Genomic DNA, 18,826 nt, shown 5'->3' with positions numbered 1-18,826 from the left:
AACCTGGCAGGCTGGTCGGCATGCGCAGACCGGTATTGCTCGCAATGGTTCTCGTGGTGTGCAGCGCGTGCGGTGCCGGACCGTCCAACCGGCCGCACGTGGCAGTGGAGCGCGAGGGCGGCGGCAGCGAACCCGGCGCGACCGCGACCGAAACCGAGAACCCCGGCGCTTCCCTGCCGGAGTTGCAGGCCCCTAGGACAGATCTGGCGTGGTTCGACTGCACGCAGAGCACCCTCACGGCGCTGGACCCGGGAACACCACCACCGGGCGACCTCATCTTCGAATGCGCCTCATACGATGCCGCCGTCGACGAGAGCGGAACCCTGCCCGGCACATTCACGATGGGTGCGCTGCGTGCACGGCTCACCGGCACACCCGAGAACGTGGCACCGCTGATATTGACGTCCGGATCGGATCGGTCGTCGACCGCGACTCTCGCCGCACTGAGCACCGGTGACCTGACGCGTCTGTTGTCCACGCGGCCGGTGGTCGCCCTGGACCGTCGCGGCATCGGGTCTTCCCAGAAGATCGAGTGCCTCACACCGCAACTCCGGCGCAACCTGGCCGATCTCGGACAGTTCGACCCGGGGCCGGGCGACCAGGTCGACAAGATGACGGCGCTCGGCCGGGACGCCACCATCGCGTGCACCGACTACCTGCAGCCACAGGAACTGGCGTTCGACAGCACCCATGCCGCTGATGACATAGAGGCACTGAGGAGTATCTGGGACGTCGATTCCGTGGGGCTTCTGGCCACTGGCAACGGCAGTGCCGTCGCTCTCAGCTATGCCGCCAAGTACCCGGACCGGATCGGGCGGCTCGTCCTCGACTCCCCCGCAGCGACCACTGTGGATGCCGCGACCGTCGCCGAGCAACGGCTCGCCGGTCAGGAAGCGGCCTTCGACGCCTTCGCCAATCAGTGCACCGCCCTGAACTGCTCCCTCGGCGCTGATCCGCGCGCAGCGATGACCGACGCCGTAACCCGCGCCTCGAACGGTCAGATCCCGCAGGTCTCCACGAACGCGCTCCTCACCGCGGTGACCGGCACCCTCGCCGCGACCGGTGGCGACCAACTCGGTCGCGTCCCGGCGCTGTCCGATGCGGTGTCGACCGCAGTCGCGGGCAACACGGCGCCGATCCTCGCGCTGGCTCTCCAGTCCGAAGGAGCCCTGGAGAGCGACGGCCAGCTGATCACTCGATGCACCGACGGCCAGCAGTGGCCGGGGCCCGACAGGGTTCGCGAACTGCAGGATCTATGGGGCGAGCGATTCCCGCTCTTCGGACCGAGCGCTGCCATCGGACTGCTGGCGTGCACCTCGTGGCCCACGACTGCGCCGCCTGCCCTGCCCGGTGAGCTGAACATGCCGGTTCTCGTGCTCGACGGTATCGCCGACCCGATCGTCGGGACCGCGGGTGTCGGGATCGTGACCGGTGTCGTATCGAGCGCGGGAGCAACCACCGCCACAGTGACGTGGCACGGCAGCGGCCACCCGGCCGCGCAATCGGACTGCGCCCAGAACTCGATCGTCACCTACTTGGCCGACGGCGTGCTGCCACCGGACGGCAGCGCCTGCCCCGCATAGCCGTGGCGCCGCACTGAACCCCGCAAAGGCGACCTCCGCAGGGGTGCCTGACCGCATGTCAGGGCCTCTCGGTGTACCGTGCCGTAGTGTTCCTTCGACAACTCGAACCGCGCACCGGGCGGACTGCCAACGAGGTGATCAGCTTCGCGCTGTGGCCGATCGCCGTTATGACCGTGCTGCATCGAGTAGTCGTCAAAGCGGTCAACGGCAACATCACCGACGACTTCCGCCCGGTCTACAACGCCGCACTGGCATTCTTGAACGGGCGCCCGGTGTATACCGCCAACTTCGACTGGGTGGATCCGCACTATCTATATCCCCCGTCCGGCACGTTGCTGATGGCTCCGATCGCAGTGATCGACCCCGAGAAATCTCGCTGGTTGTTCATCATCGCAAACGCAGTCGCCATCCTCTTTGCGCTCTACCTGCTCCTACGCATGTTCGGCCTGGGGTTGAACTCCATTGCGGCCCCGATCCTGTTGCTCGGCACGTTCTCGTCGGAGACCGTCACGAACACGCTCGTCTTCACCAACATCAACGGCCTCGTCCTGCTCGGTGAGATCGGCTTCCTCATTCTGCTGATGAAGCGGAAGGATCTTTGGTCCGGGGCTGCAATCGGGCTGACCTTCGCGGTCAAACCGATCCTGGCCCCACTACTCCTCCTACCGCTGGTACAAGGGCGGTGGAAAGTCTTCGTCACCGCCATCGGCATCCCGCTCATCCTCACAGCCGTGGCGTGGCCACTGTCGGCAGACCCGATGGACTTCGTACGCCACACGATGCCGTACCTGATGGAATCGCGCGACTACTTCAACAGCGCGATCGTTGGCAACGGCAAGTACTACGGCCTCCCCACCGCCATGATCTATGCCCTCCGCGGCGCTTTCGCCGCCATCGTGCTCGCATCGCTGTGGTTGCTCTACCGCTACTACCGTCACGACGAACTCTTCTTCCTGGTCACCACGTCCGGTGTTCTCCTGACCGCGTCCTGGCTTCTCGGATCGCTCGGCCAGATGTACTACTCGATGATGCTGTTCCCGCTCCTGATGTCGGTGGTGCTCAAGAACTCGGTGATGCGGAACTGGCCGGCCTGGTTGGCGGTGTACGGGTTCATGAGCTATGACAGCTGGTTGTCGAGTCGGTTCATGGAGGCAGGCCGTTCTGCCGAATACATGAAGACCACGCTCGGGTGGAGCCTCATTCTCTTGGTGATCTTCGGTGTGCTGGCCGTACGTTACATCACCGCACGACGCGAAGGTCGACTCGATCAGGGGATCGACCCGGCCTTCCTGCTCGAACCGGGCGAGAAGCAACCGGACGATCCGCTCGCCCCCGAAGGGCCCGAACAGCCCGGAGTCGAGCCGACCCCCGCCAAGACCTAGCTGCCGCCGAACTTCGCGAAAGGGATTAGCGTGGAGTGATGACTTCGAAGCCGCAGGATGATCCCCCACAGTCGTCGCCGAAGGTCGCCCTCTCCGAAAGCGAGTGGCGCGAGAAGCTGACGCCCGAGGAATACGCGGTGCTGCGCCAGGCCGGAACCGAGCGCCCCTTCGTCGGCGAGTACACCGACGCGACCACGGAGGGCGTCTACTACTGCCGCGCGTGTGGCGCCGAATTGTTCCGCAGCACGGAGAAGTTCGAATCACACTGCGGATGGCCGTCGTTCTTCGATCCGGCAGACTCGGACGCCGTCATTCTGCGCGAGGACAGTTCGCTCGGCATGCGCCGCGTCGAGGTGATCTGCACTACGTGTCACAGCCACCTCGGACACGTCTTCGAGGGAGAGGGCTACCCCACCCCCACCGATCAGCGGTACTGCATCAATTCGATCTCGTTGGTCCTGCAGCCGACCGGCGAATGATCGTGGGCGGATCGAACGCGCGGATCGGCGGTAGTTCGCCTTCGTACCGCTCGATCTCGACGAGCACGTGCTGACCTGTACTGCCGTGGGCGAGCGACGACGTTCCCACGTCCGGGGTCAGCACGTTCGGGTTCCCGTGCACGCAGAGCGAATCGGGGTCACTGGCGTCGAGTGGGTCATACCAGGCGCCCGTAGACAGTTGCACCACGCCGTGGCGGACTCCGTCATCGACGACCACACCGACGAGGCAGGCGCCGCGATCGTTGAACACGCGGGCGACGTCTCCGGTCTCGAGGGCCCGCCCGGCCGCATCCTCGGGATGGATCCGTAGCGGCTCACGGCCCTGAACCTTCGACTTCTGACTGGTATCGCCGTGGTCGAGTTGGCTGTGCAAACGGGTGCGCGGCTGGTTGGCGATCAAGTGCAGCGGGAACTGCTGTGCCCGCGGGCCTCCCAGCCATTCCTCCGGCTCGTACCAGCGCGGATGGCCGGCACAGTCCTGGTAGCCGAACCCGTCGATGTCAGCTGAGAAGATCTCGATTTTCCCGCTCGGGGTGTCGAGGGGGTTGTTCACCGGATCCGCCCGGAAGTCGCCGAACAAAATCAGATCGTCCTCCGTCCGCATCCGCACGTGGCCCTGAGTCCAGAACTCGTCGAAACTCGGCGCGGGCACATCGTCCGCGCGGACGAAGTCCCGCCACTGACCGTAGAGGTGCTCGAGCCACTGCTCGGACGACCGACCCTCGGTAAACTCCTCACCGACACCCAGCTTCTCGGCCACCTCGGCGAACGTGTCGTAGTCGTCCCGAGAATCGGCATAGGGCCCGACTGCGGCATGCATGGCGACGAGCAGGGGGTCGTTGCGGGTGCAACTGATGTCGGCCCTCTCGAGGGAGGTGGTGGATGGGACCACAATGTCAGCGTGTCGCGCCATCGGCGTCCAGTAGGGGTCGTGGACGACGATCGTGTCCGGCCGGGCAAGCGCACGACGCAGTCGCCCGATGTCTTGATGATGATGGAACGGATTGCCGCCCGCCCAGTACACCAACCGGATGTCCGGATACGTGAGCCGCCGACCGTCGTAGTCGAACTGTGCGCCCGGATTGAGGAGCATGTCCGAGACGGCGGCCACCGGAATGAAGTCGCGGACGGGGTTGCGCCCCTGCGGAAGCGTGGGCAGCGGGTAGGGAACGGGCGCGAGCCCGGGTTCGTTCATGGAACCGTAGCCGTGGCCGAACCCACCGCCGGGAAGGCCGATCTGGCCCAGCATCGCCGCAAGGCTGACGCCCATCCAGGGGGCCTGCTCGCCGTGCCGGACACGCTGCAGGGACCACGTGACGGTCAGCATTGTGCGCCCGGCGGCCATCCGCCTGGCAAGGGTCACCAGTTCGGCGGCCGCGATTCCACAGATCCGCTCGGCCCACGCGGGCGACTTCGGCTCGCCGTCGGAGACTCCGAGGAGGTACTGCTCGAAGCGGTCGTAGCCGACGCAGTGACTGTTCAAGAAGGACGTGTCGTGCAAACCTTCGGTCGCGAGGACGTAGGCGAGAGCGAGCATGATCGCGACATCGGTCCCGGGAACCGGGGCGTGCCGTTCGCCGGCGCCGTGCAGATCGTCGCGCAGCGGACTGAAGGAGACGATGGATCCGCCGCGGCGGCGCAACGCGTCGAGTGCGCCACGGGTGGGGTGATCACTGGTGCCGCCGTGATTGACCCCTGTGTTCTTGAGCGGGACACCACCGAAGCACACCAGGAGATCGGTGCGCTCGGCGATGATCTTCCAGGATGTGGAGCGGGCAAACATCTTCCAGTACGTGCCCACAACTCTCGGCATGACGACACCCGTCGCGCCGAACGAGTAGCTGTGGACCGAACGGGTGTAGCCGCCCAGGGTGTTCAGGAACCGGTGGACCTGACTCTGTGCGTGGTGGAACCGTCCCGCACTGGCCCAGCCGTACGAACCGCCGTAGATGGCGCTGTTGCCGTGGGTGTCGACGACCCTGCGCAATTCGTTCGCCAAGCGGTGGGTCAGCTCTTCCCAGTCGACCGACACGAATTCGTCGGAACCGCGGCCACTGCTCGGTCCCGGACCGTTCTCGAGCCAGCCCCGGCGCACTGCGGGCCCGGTGATCCGCGCCTTGCTGCGAACCGACCCGGCTATGTTGCCGAGCACCGGTGACGGGTCGGTGTCACCGGTGTACGGGTGCGCGGCGACCACGTCACCGTCCGCCACCTCAGCTTCGAACATGCCCCAGTGCGACATGTGCTGACGGCGGGCCGCAGGGGCCGCCCGGTTGGAATCATTCACCGAATGGTCCCGTGGATCATGGAAGAGCGGCGACGAGTTTGTCCACATCCACCCGCGGGCCGGTGAAGAACGGCACCTCTTCGCGCACGTGCAGTCGAGCCTCGGTGGCACGGAGATCACGCATGAGATCGACGATGCGATGCAACTCGGGGGCTTCGAACGCGAGGATCCACTCATAGTCGCCCAGCGCGAACGAGGGCACGGTGTTGGCACGCACGTCCTTGTAGCCGCGGGCGGCCATACCGTGGTCCGCAAGCATCTTGCGGCGCTCGTCGTCGGGCAGCAGGTACCACTCGTAGGACCTGACGAACGGGTACACGCAGATGTAGTTGCCGGGGTCCTCGCCGGCGATGAACGCGGGAATGTGGCTCTTGTTGAATTCCGCGGGTCGGTGGCACGCGACGTTGCTCCACACCGGTGCACTCGCCCGGCCGAGCGCGGTCGTACGGCGGAAGTCGGAGTAGGCGGCCTGGAGCGCCTCGATGCTCGCCGAGTGGGTCCAGATCATGAAGTCGGCGTCGGCGCGCAGTCCGGCCACGTCGTAAAGACCGCGAACCACGACGCCCTTCTCTGCCTGACCTTCGAAGAAGATTCGCGCTTCCTTGACGACAGCTTCCCTGTCGTCCCCGAGAATGCCGGGTTCCACTTGGAACACCGAGAACATGAGGTAGCGGATGTCAGAGTTCAATGTGTCGAAGTCGAGGCGTGCCATGGGTCTATCGTGCCACTCGATCCGCGAGCCTCGTCGCGGCCATCGTGGCAGCGGCGATGCAGGCGGGAACACCCACCCCGTGCAGCAGCGCCCCGGCCACCTCCACACCGTCCAGGCCTGCGATTTCCTGCTCGATCGCCGCAACCCGGTCAAGGTGCCCGGGACCGTACTGCGGCAGGCCGCCGCGCCAGCGCTGCACGTGTGCAGCGACGGGCGTATCGGACACACCGGTCACGGCCGCGAGGTCACGGCGCGCCGCGGCGACCAACTCCTCGTCGGTGGCATCGACGATCCCGGCGTCGCCGAACCGTCCGAAAGACGCCCGCACCAGGGTCGCCTCGCGTGTGGCGAGGTGCGTCCACTTTCGGCTCGACAGTGTGAAGGCCTTCGCTCCGAGCGCCGCATCGGTGGCGACGAGGATCCCCGAGTTGAGTGGAACGTCCGCGTCGATCGGGAGCGCCAGCGCGACCACCGCCGAGGATGCCAGCGGGATCCCCTCGGCCGCCGCAGCGGCGCGAGGGGAGATGCCGGTAAGCAATCCACGCAGCTGGGTGGCGGGCACGGCGAGGACTACCCCGTCCACGCGGCCCACTGGATCCGCACGCCAACCGTCGCCATCTCGCCGGAGCGAGCGAATCTGCTCGTGCACGACCTCCACCGACGCAGCCGCCGACAGCGCTTCCAGGAGAACGCCGTAACCGCCGCGCAACGCCCCGAAAACCGGACCAGTGCTCGGGGCGGGCAACGCCTCGGCCACGGCTGCGGACAGGCTCGTGGCGCCGCGGTCGAGCGCCGCGGCGAGGGTCGGTATCGCGGCGCGCACGCCGATCGAATCCGCCAGACCCGAATAGACACCTCCGAGAAGCGGATCCACCGACCGCCGGACCACCTGGGCACCGAACCGCTCGCCCACCAGGTCACCCACCGCCACATCCGAACCGGGGGTCCAGTCGAAGGGTATCGCCCCCTCGCCCGCAATCTGCTCGAGTGTCCGTTCGTCGACGAGACCACGGAGGCTGTCGGCGTCGGCGGGGATCCCCAACAACGTGTTCTGCGGTAGAGGGTGCAGCGAGTTCTCGGACCAGATGAGCGGTCGCAGACCCGCCGGGTACACCAGTTGACCGGACAGTCCGAGTTCGTCCAGCAAGGCAGGCACCTCCGGGCGACGCGCGATGAACGCCTCCGCACCCACGTCGACAGGTCCGCCCGCCAACGTCACCGTGCGCAACTTGCCGCCGAGTCGGGGCGCGCCGTCCGCCAGGGTGATGCGGGCGGCGGCGCCGAATCGTTTCCGGAGTCGATACGCAGCAACCAGGCCGGAGATGCCGCCGCCGACAACGAGCACATTCGGCGACGTCGCGGTCACAGCGAGTGCACCAACTCGACCACTGCGGTCAGCACTCCCGGATCGGTGTCCGGCAGGACCCCGTGGCCGAGGTTGAAGATATGGCCCGCCGTTCCACCCGCGAGGGCCACGTCCGCCTCGCCGGCGATGCGGCGGACCTGCTTCTCGACCGCGGACGGTCCCGCGAACAGCACAGCGGGATCGAGATTGCCCTGCAGCGCCTTGTCAGGGCCCACTCGGCGTGCCGCCACGTCAAGAGGGATGCGCCAGTCGACGCCCACCACGTCGGCTCCCGCTTCGCCCATCACGCCGAGCAGTTCACCGGTGCCGACCCCGAAGTGGATGCGTGGCACCTTCGCGCTCGCCACCTCCGCGAACACTCGCTCGGAATGGGGAAGAACGAATTCCCGGTACTCGGCCAGGGAGAGCGTGCCTGCCCAGGAGTCGAACAGTTGCACCGCATCGACTCCCGCGCGGATTTGGGCCTGCAGGAAGGTGATGGTGGTGTCGGCCAGGCTTCCCAGCAACGTGTGCCATGTCTTCGGGTCGGAGTGCATGAGTGCCTTCGTGCGCTCATGATTGCGGCTAGGACCGCCCTCCACCAGGTACGAGGCCAGGGTGAACGGAGCCCCGGCGAAGCCGATCAGCGGCGTCGAGCCCAGTTCCGCAATCAGCAACTGCACCGCCTGGACGACTGCCCCCACTTCCTCCGGAACGAGGCGCGGCAGGGCTGCCACGTCGGCGATCGACCGCAGCGGTTCCGCGACGACGGGACCGGTGCCCGCCACGATGTCCAGGTCGATGCCTGAGGCCTTCAGCGGCACCACGATGTCGGAAAACAGGATCGCCGCGTCGACACCGTGCCGGCGCACCGGCTGCATGGTGATCTCGCAGACGAGCGCCGGGTCGAAGCACGACTCGAGCATCCCTGTGCCCGCCCGGATCTCGCGGTACTCAGGGAGGGAACGGCCCGCCTGCCGCATGAACCACACCGGGCGGTGACTTGGAGTGCGACCTTCCGCGGCCGCCAAGAAGGGCGCCTCCGGCAGCACCCGCCTCGAGGCGTACGTCGCCCGCTCACTCATACCCGCATTGGTAGTTTCCAACCCGCTCATCGACCCTCACACTCTCTGCCGGCTCCTATGTGGCAGCTCTCATGCTGCCATGCCTGGACGCCGTCTCCGAGCGCCCCTACTCGGCGCGCCTCCGACGAGATGTGCCGATCCGGGTCTACCGTCCCCAACTGTGACGACTTCGGGATCGCCCGTCGAACCGGCCGAGTTCCGCAGCGCCGTCGCCGCGATGAGCTCCGCACAAGTTCGTGCTGACATCGAGATTGGCCCCATCCGGCCCCCGCAGCGTCTTGCGCCGTACAGCTACGCCGTCGGTGCAGAGGTCGTTCACGTAGACGACGGTGATGTCGCCGGACAGGGCGACAGTGACGCATTCGGCAGATTGATCCTCCTCTTCGACCCCGAAGGCGACGAAGCCTGGAACGGAACCATGCGACTGGTCGCCTACATTCAGGCTGACCTAGACGCTGCCGTGGCGGAGGATCCGCTGCTTCCGGAGGTTGCATGGAGTTGGCTCGTGGACGCGCTCGAGTCACGCAATGAACCCTTCAATGCGCTCGGCGGAACCGTGACCGCCACGACGTCTGTACGTTACGGCGACATCGCTGGACCCTCGCACGCACACCAACTGGAGCTGCGGGCGTCCTGGACCGCGACCTCGGTCGAGCTGGCAACGCACGTCGAGGCCTTCTGCGAGGTCCTCGCGTATGCCGCGGGCCTGCCACCCGCCGGTGTCGCGCAACTGCGCACGCTCGGCGACAAGTAGTTCGCTACGCCACTCGGCAGCGAGCAGTCAGCTACGGGGACACGACCTCTGCCGGAGGCGTGGCCGTGGTGCCTCTCCGCGACCACTCGAGGAACCGGCCCACAGCGCGGGTGACGCCGATGCTGCGGATCGAGGGAAAAATGTCGAAAGCGTGCTGCGCCCCCCGGAGCTCGGCGTATGCGACCGGGTTGTCAGACACCTGCCGGAGTTCGTCGACGAAGATCCGTGCCTCGGCGACCGGCACCAGCGAATCGTTCGTGCCGTGGATCACGAAGAACGGTGGCGCGTCCGCTCGCAAATGCCCGAACGGCGACGCGGCCCGGTAGTCGTCCGGGAACCTGGCCCGCCGCTTGCCGAGCACAATCGGCATCAGACCCGAGCGGAGACCCCCCTTGATTCCGGTGTCACCGGCGATGTCGTAGACGCCGTAGTAGGGGACGCAGGCCTGAACCGACGTGTCGACATCTTCGAAACCCGGCTGAAACCGCCGGTCACCTGCCGTCAACGCGACCATCGCCGCGAGATGACCACCGGCCGACCCTCCGGTCACCGCGATGAAACCGGGGTCGCCGCCGTACTCCTCGACATTCTCCCTAAGCCAGGCCAGTGCCTGCTTGATCGCGATCAGGTGCGCCGGCCATTTCGCCTTCGGTGACAACGGGTAGTTGACGGCCGCGCAGACCCATCCCCGGGAGGCCATCTCGAGCATGAGCGGAAGTCCCTGCTGGTTCTTGCTACCGATCACCCAACCCCCGCCGTGAATCTGCAGGAGTACCGGACTCTTCTCCGGCACATCCTGCCGGTGGTAGATGTCGAGACGGGTCCGTCGCCCGCCCGGCAGGTACGCGATGTCCCGGACCCTGGTGACCGCCTTGTCTCGGATCCAGAACGGGTTGAGGAGTTGACGCCAGACGGGCCGACCCGTGCGTCCGACAGCACTGTCGCGATCCGCGTGGCCCTCGCCGAGTGCCTCGACGAGGGCGGATTCAGCTTCCCGACGGGCACCCTGTCCGATGGCGATGACTGCGGCGAGGCCCGCCGCGGATGCTCCGGCCAGCGCGAGCCCCACACGGTCGGCGCGGGTCCGTGTCCCGCGACGTGCGACGTGCTGGGCGACGTCCGTGGCCGTCGCGGCGAGAAGGTGCGGTGCGAGTTCCGTGGTGAGCCACCCCGATAAGAACGCGACGAACGACGTGGGCGCGCCGGGCAACGGACGCAGAGCGTTGGCTGTGAGTGCTGCGCCGACCGCCTGCCGGAGAACGAAGCCGCGAATCATGTCCTCATCGTAGAACATGTTCCGATCGCTCAGATGTACAACCTGTGATGCCGCAGCAAATCGAGAACGATGAACTCCAGCTGTTCAAGCGAACGGACTGGCTTTCACCACTGACTTTCCCAAGCCATTGGACCATTCGTTAGAACGTGTTCTAGCATCTAGTGGTGCAGCGACTCAGCGGGCTCGACGCGTCCTTCCTCTACCTCGAAACATCAACCCAACTGCTTCATATCTGCGGGGTCGTCGTCCTCGACGTCTCGACGATTCCAGGCGGATATGCATTCGCGGACCTCGAGGCCGAACTCGCCGTACGCATCATGGGCATACCGGCGTTCCGCCGAAAGTTGCAGGACTCCCGATTCAACCTCGACCATCCCGTATGGGTCGACGACACCGACTTCGACATCAACCGGCACTGTCATCGCGTCGCTCTTCCGTCCCCCGGTGGCCGCGACGAGCTTGCCCAAATGTGCGGAGACATTGCCGGGATTCCGCTCGACCGCGCTCGACCCCTGTGGGAGATGTGGGTGATCGAGGGACTCGAAGACGGTTCCGTCGCCGTCATGTCGAAGATGCACCACGCGGGCGTCGACGGCGTCACCGGCGCGAACATGATCGCCCAACTGTGCGGCCTCACGGCGGATACGGCGTGGTCCAGCCCCGACGAGTCCGTAGAGGGCGCCGGCCAGGCGAGCACCCTCGACATCGCCGTGGGTGGACTGCTGGCAGTGGCCTCACGGCCCGCGAAGCTACTCAGGATCCTCCCGGAGAGCCTCGCCGTGCTGCCCCGCTGGATGGAACGCGCCCGCCGCGGGGATGCGATGCCCGCGCCGTTCACCGCGCCGCGCACCTCGTTGAACGGAACACTGACCAGCCACCGCAACCTGGCGTTCACCCAACTCGACCTCGCCAAGGTCAAGACGGTAAAGGATGCCTTCGGCGTCAAAGTCAACGACGTCGTCCTCGCCATGTGCTCGGGTGCGCTGCGTCACTACCTCAAGAACCGACGGGAACTGCCCGACAGATCACTCGTCGCAGCAGTCCCGGTGTCGGTGCACGGAAAGACCGACCGTCCCGGAACCAACCAGGTTTCTCTCATGCTGAGCGAACTCAGAACCCACATGGAGGACCCCGTCGAGCGCCTGCTCGGGATCGCCGAAGGAAATTCCACCTCCAAAGGGCACAACGAAGCGCTCGGGGCGACTTTGCTTCAGGATTGGTCCCAGTTCGCCGGCCAGGCGGTGTTCGGCACGGCCATGCGCCTCTACTCGGCACTCGGGCTGGCGGAGCGACATCCCGTGGTTCACAACCTGGTCATCTCCAACGTGCCCGGACCACCCGTCCCGATGTATTTCCTTGGCGCTCTGATAAAGGCGATGTATCCGCTCGGCCCGATCTTCCACGGCGCGGCGCTCAACGTAACGGTGATGTCGCTCAATGGTCAGCTCAATGTCGGTCTCATGAGTTGCCCGGAACTCGCTCCACAGCTGTGGGACCTGGTCGACGCTTTTCCTCGTGCGCTCGAAGAACTCGTGGAGGCCGCCTTGGCCGTGAAGGCTAGGCCATGAAGGCTAGGGCGTGAACCCGATGACGTGCTGCGGCATTTTCGAAGGGACGTAGAGTCAGCTTTCATGCCAGAAGTCACCGATGAGACCTCGTCACACGTTCCCGTCGAAGAGTCAGACCGGCAGGTCGTAGCCCTGCTCGCACCGCGGGACGGCGTGCCGGACGTGGTGACCACCGCCGAGGGGGTCGCGAAAGCCGCGGAGTCGCTGAACCGGGCCACCGGCCCTCTGGCGGTCGACGCCGAGCGCGCATCCGGTTTCCGGTACTCAGCGCGGGCATACCTGGTGCAACTGCGGCGCGAGGGCGCCGGGACGGTTCTCCTCGATCCGATCCCCTGCGCCGCCGATCTCGCCCCGCTCGCCGAGGTGATCAACCCACTCGAGTGGATTCTGCACGCCGCGGACCAGGATCTTCCGGGGCTCGCGGAGCTGGGACTGGCACCGGCAACCCTGTTCGACACCGAACTTGCGGGCCGTCTGGCCGGTTTCGAGCGGGTCGGCCTCGCCGCGATGGTCGACCGAGTGCTGGGCTTCGAACTGCGAAAAGGACACGGCGCCGCCGACTGGTCGAAGCGTCCACTGCCCGACTCGTGGCTGAACTACGCTGCACTCGACGTCGAATTGCTCGTCGAACTCCGCAACAAGATGGCCGCCGAACTCGACCAACAGGGCAAGAGCGACTGGGCGGCCCAGGAATTCGAACACGTCCGGCTCGCGGGGCCGCCGAGGCCCAAACCCGACCGCTGGCGGCGCACGTCGCATATCACGTCGCTGAAGACGCAGCGGCAATTCGCCGCCGCCCGCTCGCTGTGGCAAGCGAGGGAAGACCTCGCCCTGAAACGTGACGTCTCCCCCAGTCGGGTCCTGCCGGATTCGGCGATCATCGACGCCTCGGGCAATGATCCGCGAAGCATCGAGGCACTCAGGGTCCTGCCCGTGTTCGGCGGTCCCCGCCAACGGCGGCACTCCCGCATCTGGCTGCAGGCGCTCGAGGATGCCCGCGCGCTGCCGGACACCGAACTCCCGCCCAAGAACCCGCCCCCTACGGGGCCGCCGCCCGCGAGTCGGTGGGCGCGGCACGACCCCGACGCCGCCGAGAGGCTGACGGCGGCTCGTACCGCCCTGGCGGTGCTCGCCGCGGAGGTGTCGGTCCCAGTTGAGAATCTGGTGACACCCGAACTCGTCCGGCGGCTCTGCTGGGATTGGACGGCGCCCGAGGACGGCGACTTCGAGGCCGCGACCGAGCAAGTGTTCGATACCGGTCAGGCCCGGCCGTGGCAGCGTCGGCTGACGGTGCCCGTACTGGGTGCGGCGCTCGCCTCCGTCGAACGGAAAAGTACCGAGGACAGCTGAACTCCGACACCGGCGCACTAGTCCACCGACACAGGCACTTCGGGTACGCTGTTGAGGTTTCCGACGCCGCACCCACCAAGTTACCCATGAGTAACGGTAGGGGTACGCTGGCCGGGAGGCCGGACGCCTTGCCGTGATCCGGGACCAAACTGCTCCATCAGGAGGAATTCGCGTGGCTCCATCCACCACCAATCAACGCAACGTCGTGTTCGTCGACGGCATCCGCACTCCGTTCGGCAAGGCCGGACCCAAGGGCATGTACGCGGAGACCCGTGCGGACGACCTCGTCGTGAAGACCATCCGCGAACTGCTTCGCCGCAATCCGCAACTAGATCCCGCACGTATCGACGAGGTCGCGGTCGCCGCGACCACGCAGACAGGCGACCAGGGCCTGACCATCGGCCGCACGGCTGGGATCCTCGCCGGACTGCCCGAGACCGTGCCGGGTTTCGCCGTCGACCGCATGTGCGCCGGTGCAATGACGTCCGTCACCACCACCGCGTCGGGCATCGGCTTCGGCCAGTACGACGTGGTGATCGCAGGCGGAGTCGAGCACATGGGCCGCCACCCGATGGGTGAGGGCGCAGACCCGAATCCCCGGTTCCTCGCCGATCGCCTCGTCGACCCCAGCGCGCTTGTCATGGGTAACACGGCTGAGAACCTCCACGACCGGTTCCCAACCATCACCAAGGACCGGACCGACACATATGCCGTCGCCAGCCAGAACAAGTACGAGGCCGCCCGAAAGGCCGGCTTCATTGCCGACACCCTCGTCCCCGTCGCCACCCGTTCCGCGGCGGGCTGGGGCCTGGCCACCGAGGACGAGCCGCCCCGCCCCGGAACGACCGTCGAGGACCTCGCCAAGCTCAAGACACCGTTCCGTCCCGCCGGTCGGATCACGGCCGGTAACGCCGCCGGCCTCAACGACGGCGCCACGGCCGCACTCCTCGCCGGCGAGGACACGGCAACCGAACTCGGGCTACCGATCGGTATGCGCATGGTCGGATTCGCATTCCAGGGTGTCGACCCCGCCGTGATGGGCATCGGCCCGGTGCCTGCCACCGAGAAGTTGCTGGCCCGTACCGGTCTGAAGATCGAGGACATCGGCCTGTTCGAGATCAATGAGGCGTTCGCGGTTCAGGTCCTCGCCTTCCTCGAGCACTACGGCATCGCCGACGACGATCCGCGGGTCAACCAGTGGGGCGGGGCAATCGCATGCGGTCACCCCCTCGCCTCCTCGGGCGTACGCCTGATGACCCAGCTTTCCCGCCAGTTCGCCCAGCGTCCCGACGTCCGCTACGGCCTGACCACGATGTGCATCGGTCTGGGCATGGGCGGAACGGTGATCTGGGAAAACCCGATTTTTGACGGAGCAAAGTAAATGACTTCTATCGCAACAGCATTCGCCGACGAGGTCGTGACGAACGCATACACCAAGATCGTCGCGGTTCCGAACATCGAGGGGCCGGTCGCACTGATCACTCTCGACAACGGTTTCGATCACACCAAGCCGTCGTCCTTCGGCCCGGGTGGACTGACTGCACTCGACGCCGCACTCGACGAGGCCTTCGCCGCCAACCCGGTCGCGATCGCGATCACCGGCAAGCCCTTCATCTTCGCAGCCGGAGCCGACCTCAAGGGCGTCCCGAGCATCACGGACCGTGACCAGGCGCTCGAACTCGGCAGGCTCGGCCACAAGGTGTTCCGCCGCCTGCGCGAGTCGTCCGTGCCGACGTTCGCGTTCGTCAACGGGGTCGCGCTCGGCGGCGGGCTAGAGGTCGCGCTGCACAGCCACTTCCGCACCGCTTCCGAAAGCGCGGGCGCACTCGGCCTTCCCGAGACGTTCCTCGGACTGATTCCCGGCTGGGGTGGTACGCAGTTGCTCCCCAACCTCATCGGTCCCTCGAACGCCGTCACCGTCGTCCTCGAGAATGCGCTGAACCAGAACAAGACGCTCAGCCCGAAGAAGGCCCTCGAACTCGGCGTCGTCGACGCGGTGTTCGGTTCGGCCGACTTCCTCGAGCAGTCCTTCGCCTGGGCCGCGCAGGTTCTCGCCGGGGAGATCGCTCCCACGCGTCCCGAGATCGACCGGGGCCAGGGCTGGGACGACGCCGTCGCACGGGCGAAGGCGATCGTCGCGGGCAAGACGCAGAACAACGCGCCCGGGCCGGTCAAGGCTGTCGAACTCCTCGAACTGGCGCGGACCACCGACCTCACCGATCCGGCATCGCTCGACAAGGGATTCGCCGCCGAGGACGAGGCTCTCGCCGATCTGCTGCTCGCCGACGAGTTGCGCGCCGGCCTGTACGCGTTCGACCTGGTGAACAAGCGTGCGAAGCGCCCCGCGGGCGCACCGGACAAGTCGCTCGCGCGTAAGGTCACCGGCGTCGGCATCGTCGGTGCCGGCCTGATGGCCAGCCAGCTCGCGATGCTGTTCGTCCGCCAGTTGAAGGTGCCGGTGATCCTCACCGACATCGATCAGGAGCGTATCGACAAGGGTGTCGGATACGTCCACACCGAGATCGACAAGCTGCAGGGCAAGGGCCGGCTGTCCGCCGACGCCGCAAATCGGCTGAAGGCGCTCGTGTCCGGTTCGCTGGACAAGGCCGCGTTCGCGAAGACTGACTTCGTGATCGAGGCGGTGTTCGAGAACCTCGACCTGAAGAAGAAGATCTTCGCGGAACTCGAGGAGCACATCGACCCCGGGACCATCCTGGCGACCAACACCTCTTCGCTGTCCATCACCGAGATGGCCGCGGACCTGAAGCACCCCGAACGTGTGGTCGGCTTCCACTTCTTCAACCCTGTCGCAGTGCTGCCGCTCCTCGAGATCATCAAGGGCGAGCAGACCGACGATGCAACGCTGGCAACGGCTTTCGCTACCGCGAAGTCGCTGAAGAAGTCCGCCGTGCTCTGCGGCGACAAGGCCGGCTTCGTCTTCAACCGGCTCGTGACCCGCACCCTGGGTGAGGTCATGTCCGCGGTGGACGAGGGCACCCCGTTCGACGTGGCGGACAGCGCCATCACCGAGCTCGGCATGCCGATGTCGCCGTTCACACTGCTGGCCCTCGTCGGCCCGGCGGTGGCGCTGCACACCGGCGAGACCCTGCAGGCGGCCTACCCGGAGCGGTTCACGAGCTCGCCCGGACTCGAGGCCCTGGTCGAGGCCAAGAAGTCGGCGGTGTGGAGCTACGGCGCCGACGGCAAACAGGTCGTCGACCCCGAGGTCGCGGAACTGTGGAAACAGGGCGACAAGCCCTCCACTGCACAGGAGGTCCTCGAGCGCACGCGTCGGGCGTTCGCCGAGGAGATCCAGATCATGCTGGACGAGGGCGTCGTCGCAGCGGCGGAGGACATCGACCTCTGCCTGATCCTCGGCGGCGGGTTCGGCTTCTGGAACGGTGGCATCACGCCGTATCTGGACCGCACCGGCACATCGGAGGCTGTCAACAGCAAGCGATTCCTCGCCCCGGGCGTCGCGAATGTGAAGTAGTCACTGAGCCAAAACTGACGGGCGCGGCAAGGGATTTCGTGCCGCGCCCGTTCACGTTTCGGTTGCCATATACCGCCCTCGGAAACGGCGACCGCACGACCGCACGACCACAGCTACCGGTGTTCCCGCCACCAGGGAACTGCCAGGCTCGCGGTCCACCCTAGTCACGGCCTCCGCTTGCACCGCCGCGGCCAGCAGCACCTGCTCGTCCAGGCGAACCAAAAACCCGGACGAGGTGTCGTCGTAGACGTTGTTCAGCATCGTCTCCACCCGGATTTCGCGAACCAGGTGGGCGAGGAATATGTCGCGAGAAACAGTGCCAATGTGCGCTGCAGAAGCGGTCACGCGCGAAGGTACGCAACAGCCGCGGCGAGAGCCGGTTACTGGCCGGTTGCAATGTCACCAGCGCCAGCCAGAAGGTCAACGACATCACAGTGATCAGCAATCCCACGACTGCCGAGGACCTCCCTCGCCTCGTTCGGTCCGCCGCCGAACAACAAGCGCCACAACGATGCGGGAGCGAGCCGCCGACGGCCGCATCGAGCTGCACGGTTCCGACTCCCCCCCCCCACGATCGCGGCGATCACCCCCTGTGACGGTAGCGGCCACAGGCGGGTGCGCAGGGCATCGGCGATCGGTGCTCGCCGCGGGTTCCAGAACGGGAACTGTTGCGAATCAGTGGGCATCGACGACGTAGGAGCCGACACCGACCAAACGGGCGCCGCCCACGTCCTCGGCATCGAGAATCAGCGAGGTGACTGGCCCGGAATCCGGATCGAAGTCGACATCGGTAAGTGTGCCCAACTCGTTTCCCGTTGAGGTAAGCACTCGCTTGTCGATCAGGTCATGGTCCCTGCCCGTCAGCTCGCGATCGCGCCGTCAGGTTCGCCGATCGCGTCCGCCGCGCGCACGATGACCGCATCGTTGCCGAACGTGCCAATGTTCGACCATGGCAACGCAGTACCCGAACCGGACTTCTTCACCTGCACGGTAAGCACTCGGCGCCCAGCCGGATCGACGACGAATCCGGCGACTTGTCCGACCGTGTCAGCAGCGTCGGTTCCGGCCACTCTGCGGCCGACGGCAGCGGAGAAACGCATCAAGGTGAGCCTTTCAGTTGCGCACGGAACGCGGCGGCGCCGAAACCAGCCAGGCCGTCGCGCACGAAGCGAGTGGGACTCGCAGTGCCCCAGAGACTTGTATGATTCGATCCCGTACCCGACGACATCACACCGCCTGCTCTCGGCATCGCCGACCTCGACGATCACATCGACTACGGCGCCCAGCGCGGTGCCGGCATCGGTGAGTACTTCGGCGCCGAGGACATCCCTCCCCGATCCGCGGTGGGACCTGGCGTACTCAAGAACTGCCTGCAGCTGGCCTAGTGCATCATCGACGGCGATCATGGCAGGGCCCGAAACATGATTGCGGCCCGCTTCCGGCGGAATCGAGGAGATGCGCGCGGAGCGCCATTCGATGTGTCGACTGATT

Annotated in this window: 16 protein-coding genes; 8 read left to right on the top strand and 8 right to left on the bottom strand. The window is 66.4% G+C overall.

Translation table 11 applies throughout. The annotated features are described in order from the left end of the window. Positions 1-20 precede the first annotated feature (20 nt). The 3 genes from RM2_RS18630 to msrB are packed head-to-tail and all read left to right on the top strand — an operon-like array spanning position 21 to position 3,444. Positions 21-1,583, top strand: coding sequence for an alpha/beta fold hydrolase (locus RM2_RS18630; protein WP_072691062.1), 1,563 nt, complete (start codon positions 21-23; stop codon positions 1,581-1,583). 47 nt (positions 1,584-1,630) lie between these two features. Next, positions 1,631-2,965: a glycosyltransferase family 87 protein gene (locus RM2_RS18625; RefSeq protein ID WP_072691034.1), complete on the top strand. Its 1,335-nt coding sequence runs from the start codon at positions 1,631-1,633 to the stop codon at positions 2,963-2,965. 38 nt (positions 2,966-3,003) lie between these two features. Beyond that, positions 3,004-3,444: a peptide-methionine (R)-S-oxide reductase MsrB gene (gene msrB, locus RM2_RS18620; RefSeq protein ID WP_072691033.1), complete on the top strand. Its 441-nt coding sequence runs from the start codon at positions 3,004-3,006 to the stop codon at positions 3,442-3,444. On the opposite strand, the gene RM2_RS18615 is transcribed toward msrB, so the two are convergent. The 4 genes from RM2_RS18615 to hemE form a co-directional block, all read right to left on the bottom strand. Continuing rightward, entirely contained in the window at positions 3,404-5,707 is a 2,304-nt protein-coding gene (locus tag RM2_RS18615) for a molybdopterin-dependent oxidoreductase (protein ID WP_373863357.1), read from the bottom strand. The genes msrB and RM2_RS18615 overlap by 41 nt on opposite strands. A 61-nt stretch (positions 5,708-5,768) precedes the next feature. Then, positions 5,769-6,464, bottom strand: a complete 696-nt coding sequence (gene hemQ, locus RM2_RS18610) for a hydrogen peroxide-dependent heme synthase (protein ID WP_072691031.1) — start codon at positions 6,462-6,464, stop codon at positions 5,769-5,771. 4 nt (positions 6,465-6,468) lie between these two features. After that, entirely contained in the window at positions 6,469-7,830 is a 1,362-nt protein-coding gene (locus RM2_RS18605; RefSeq protein WP_072691030.1) for a protoporphyrinogen oxidase, read from the bottom strand. Further along, positions 7,827-8,894 carry a uroporphyrinogen decarboxylase gene (hemE, locus tag RM2_RS18600; RefSeq protein WP_174553877.1) on the bottom strand — a complete coding sequence of 356 codons (1,068 nt, stop codon included), beginning with the start codon at positions 8,892-8,894 and terminating at the stop codon, positions 7,827-7,829. The genes RM2_RS18605 and hemE overlap by 4 nt, the downstream gene beginning before the upstream one ends. A 160-nt stretch (positions 8,895-9,054) precedes the next feature. On the opposite strand from hemE, the gene RM2_RS18595 reads away from it, so the two are divergent. Then, positions 9,055-9,648 (top strand): DUF3000 domain-containing protein, encoded by a 594-nt coding sequence (locus tag RM2_RS18595; RefSeq protein ID WP_072691028.1) that lies wholly within the window; start codon positions 9,055-9,057, stop codon positions 9,646-9,648. 31 nt (positions 9,649-9,679) lie between these two features. On the opposite strand, the gene RM2_RS18590 is transcribed toward RM2_RS18595, so the two are convergent. After that, positions 9,680-10,924, bottom strand: coding sequence for an alpha/beta hydrolase (locus tag RM2_RS18590; protein WP_072691061.1), 1,245 nt, complete (start codon positions 10,922-10,924; stop codon positions 9,680-9,682). A 164-nt stretch (positions 10,925-11,088) separates the two neighbouring features. Between RM2_RS18590 and RM2_RS18585 the strand changes: the two genes are divergently transcribed. From RM2_RS18585 to RM2_RS18570, 4 genes are all read left to right on the top strand, one after another. Continuing rightward, positions 11,089-12,492, top strand: a complete 1,404-nt coding sequence (locus RM2_RS18585) for a WS/DGAT/MGAT family O-acyltransferase (protein WP_072691060.1) — start codon at positions 11,089-11,091, stop codon at positions 12,490-12,492. Between the two features lie 63 nt (positions 12,493-12,555). Beyond that, positions 12,556-13,842 carry an HRDC domain-containing protein gene (locus tag RM2_RS18580; protein ID WP_072691027.1) on the top strand — a complete coding sequence of 429 codons (1,287 nt, stop codon included), beginning with the start codon at positions 12,556-12,558 and terminating at the stop codon, positions 13,840-13,842. 172 nt (positions 13,843-14,014) lie between these two features. Beyond that, positions 14,015-15,223 carry a thiolase family protein gene (locus tag RM2_RS18575; protein WP_072691026.1) on the top strand — a complete coding sequence of 403 codons (1,209 nt, stop codon included), beginning with the start codon at positions 14,015-14,017 and terminating at the stop codon, positions 15,221-15,223. Next, positions 15,224-17,335: a 3-hydroxyacyl-CoA dehydrogenase NAD-binding domain-containing protein gene (locus RM2_RS18570; RefSeq protein ID WP_072691025.1), complete on the top strand. Its 2,112-nt coding sequence runs from the start codon at positions 15,224-15,226 to the stop codon at positions 17,333-17,335. 51 nt (positions 17,336-17,386) lie between these two features. Here the strand turns inward: RM2_RS18570 and RM2_RS25365 are convergent, their stop codons facing one another. From RM2_RS25365 to RM2_RS24850, 3 genes are all read right to left on the bottom strand, one after another. After that, positions 17,387-17,680 carry a hypothetical protein gene (locus tag RM2_RS25365; RefSeq protein ID WP_084721878.1) on the bottom strand — a complete coding sequence of 98 codons (294 nt, stop codon included), beginning with the start codon at positions 17,678-17,680 and terminating at the stop codon, positions 17,387-17,389. A gap of 330 nt (positions 17,681-18,010) precedes the next feature. Beyond that, entirely contained in the window at positions 18,011-18,178 is a 168-nt protein-coding gene (locus tag RM2_RS18560; protein WP_281250428.1) for a PRC-barrel domain-containing protein, read from the bottom strand. A 17-nt stretch (positions 18,179-18,195) separates the two neighbouring features. Continuing rightward, positions 18,196-18,826 (bottom strand): PRC-barrel domain-containing protein (locus RM2_RS24850; RefSeq protein WP_218017244.1); only part of this gene is annotated, 631 nt, incomplete at its 5' end.

The sequence above is a fragment of the Rhodococcus marinonascens NBRC 14363 genome (genome assembly GCF_001894885.1).
GTDB classification, from domain to species: domain Bacteria; phylum Actinomycetota; class Actinomycetes; order Mycobacteriales; family Mycobacteriaceae; genus Rhodococcus_F; species Rhodococcus_F marinonascens.
This window is presented reverse-complemented; position numbering and strand designations above follow the sequence as displayed.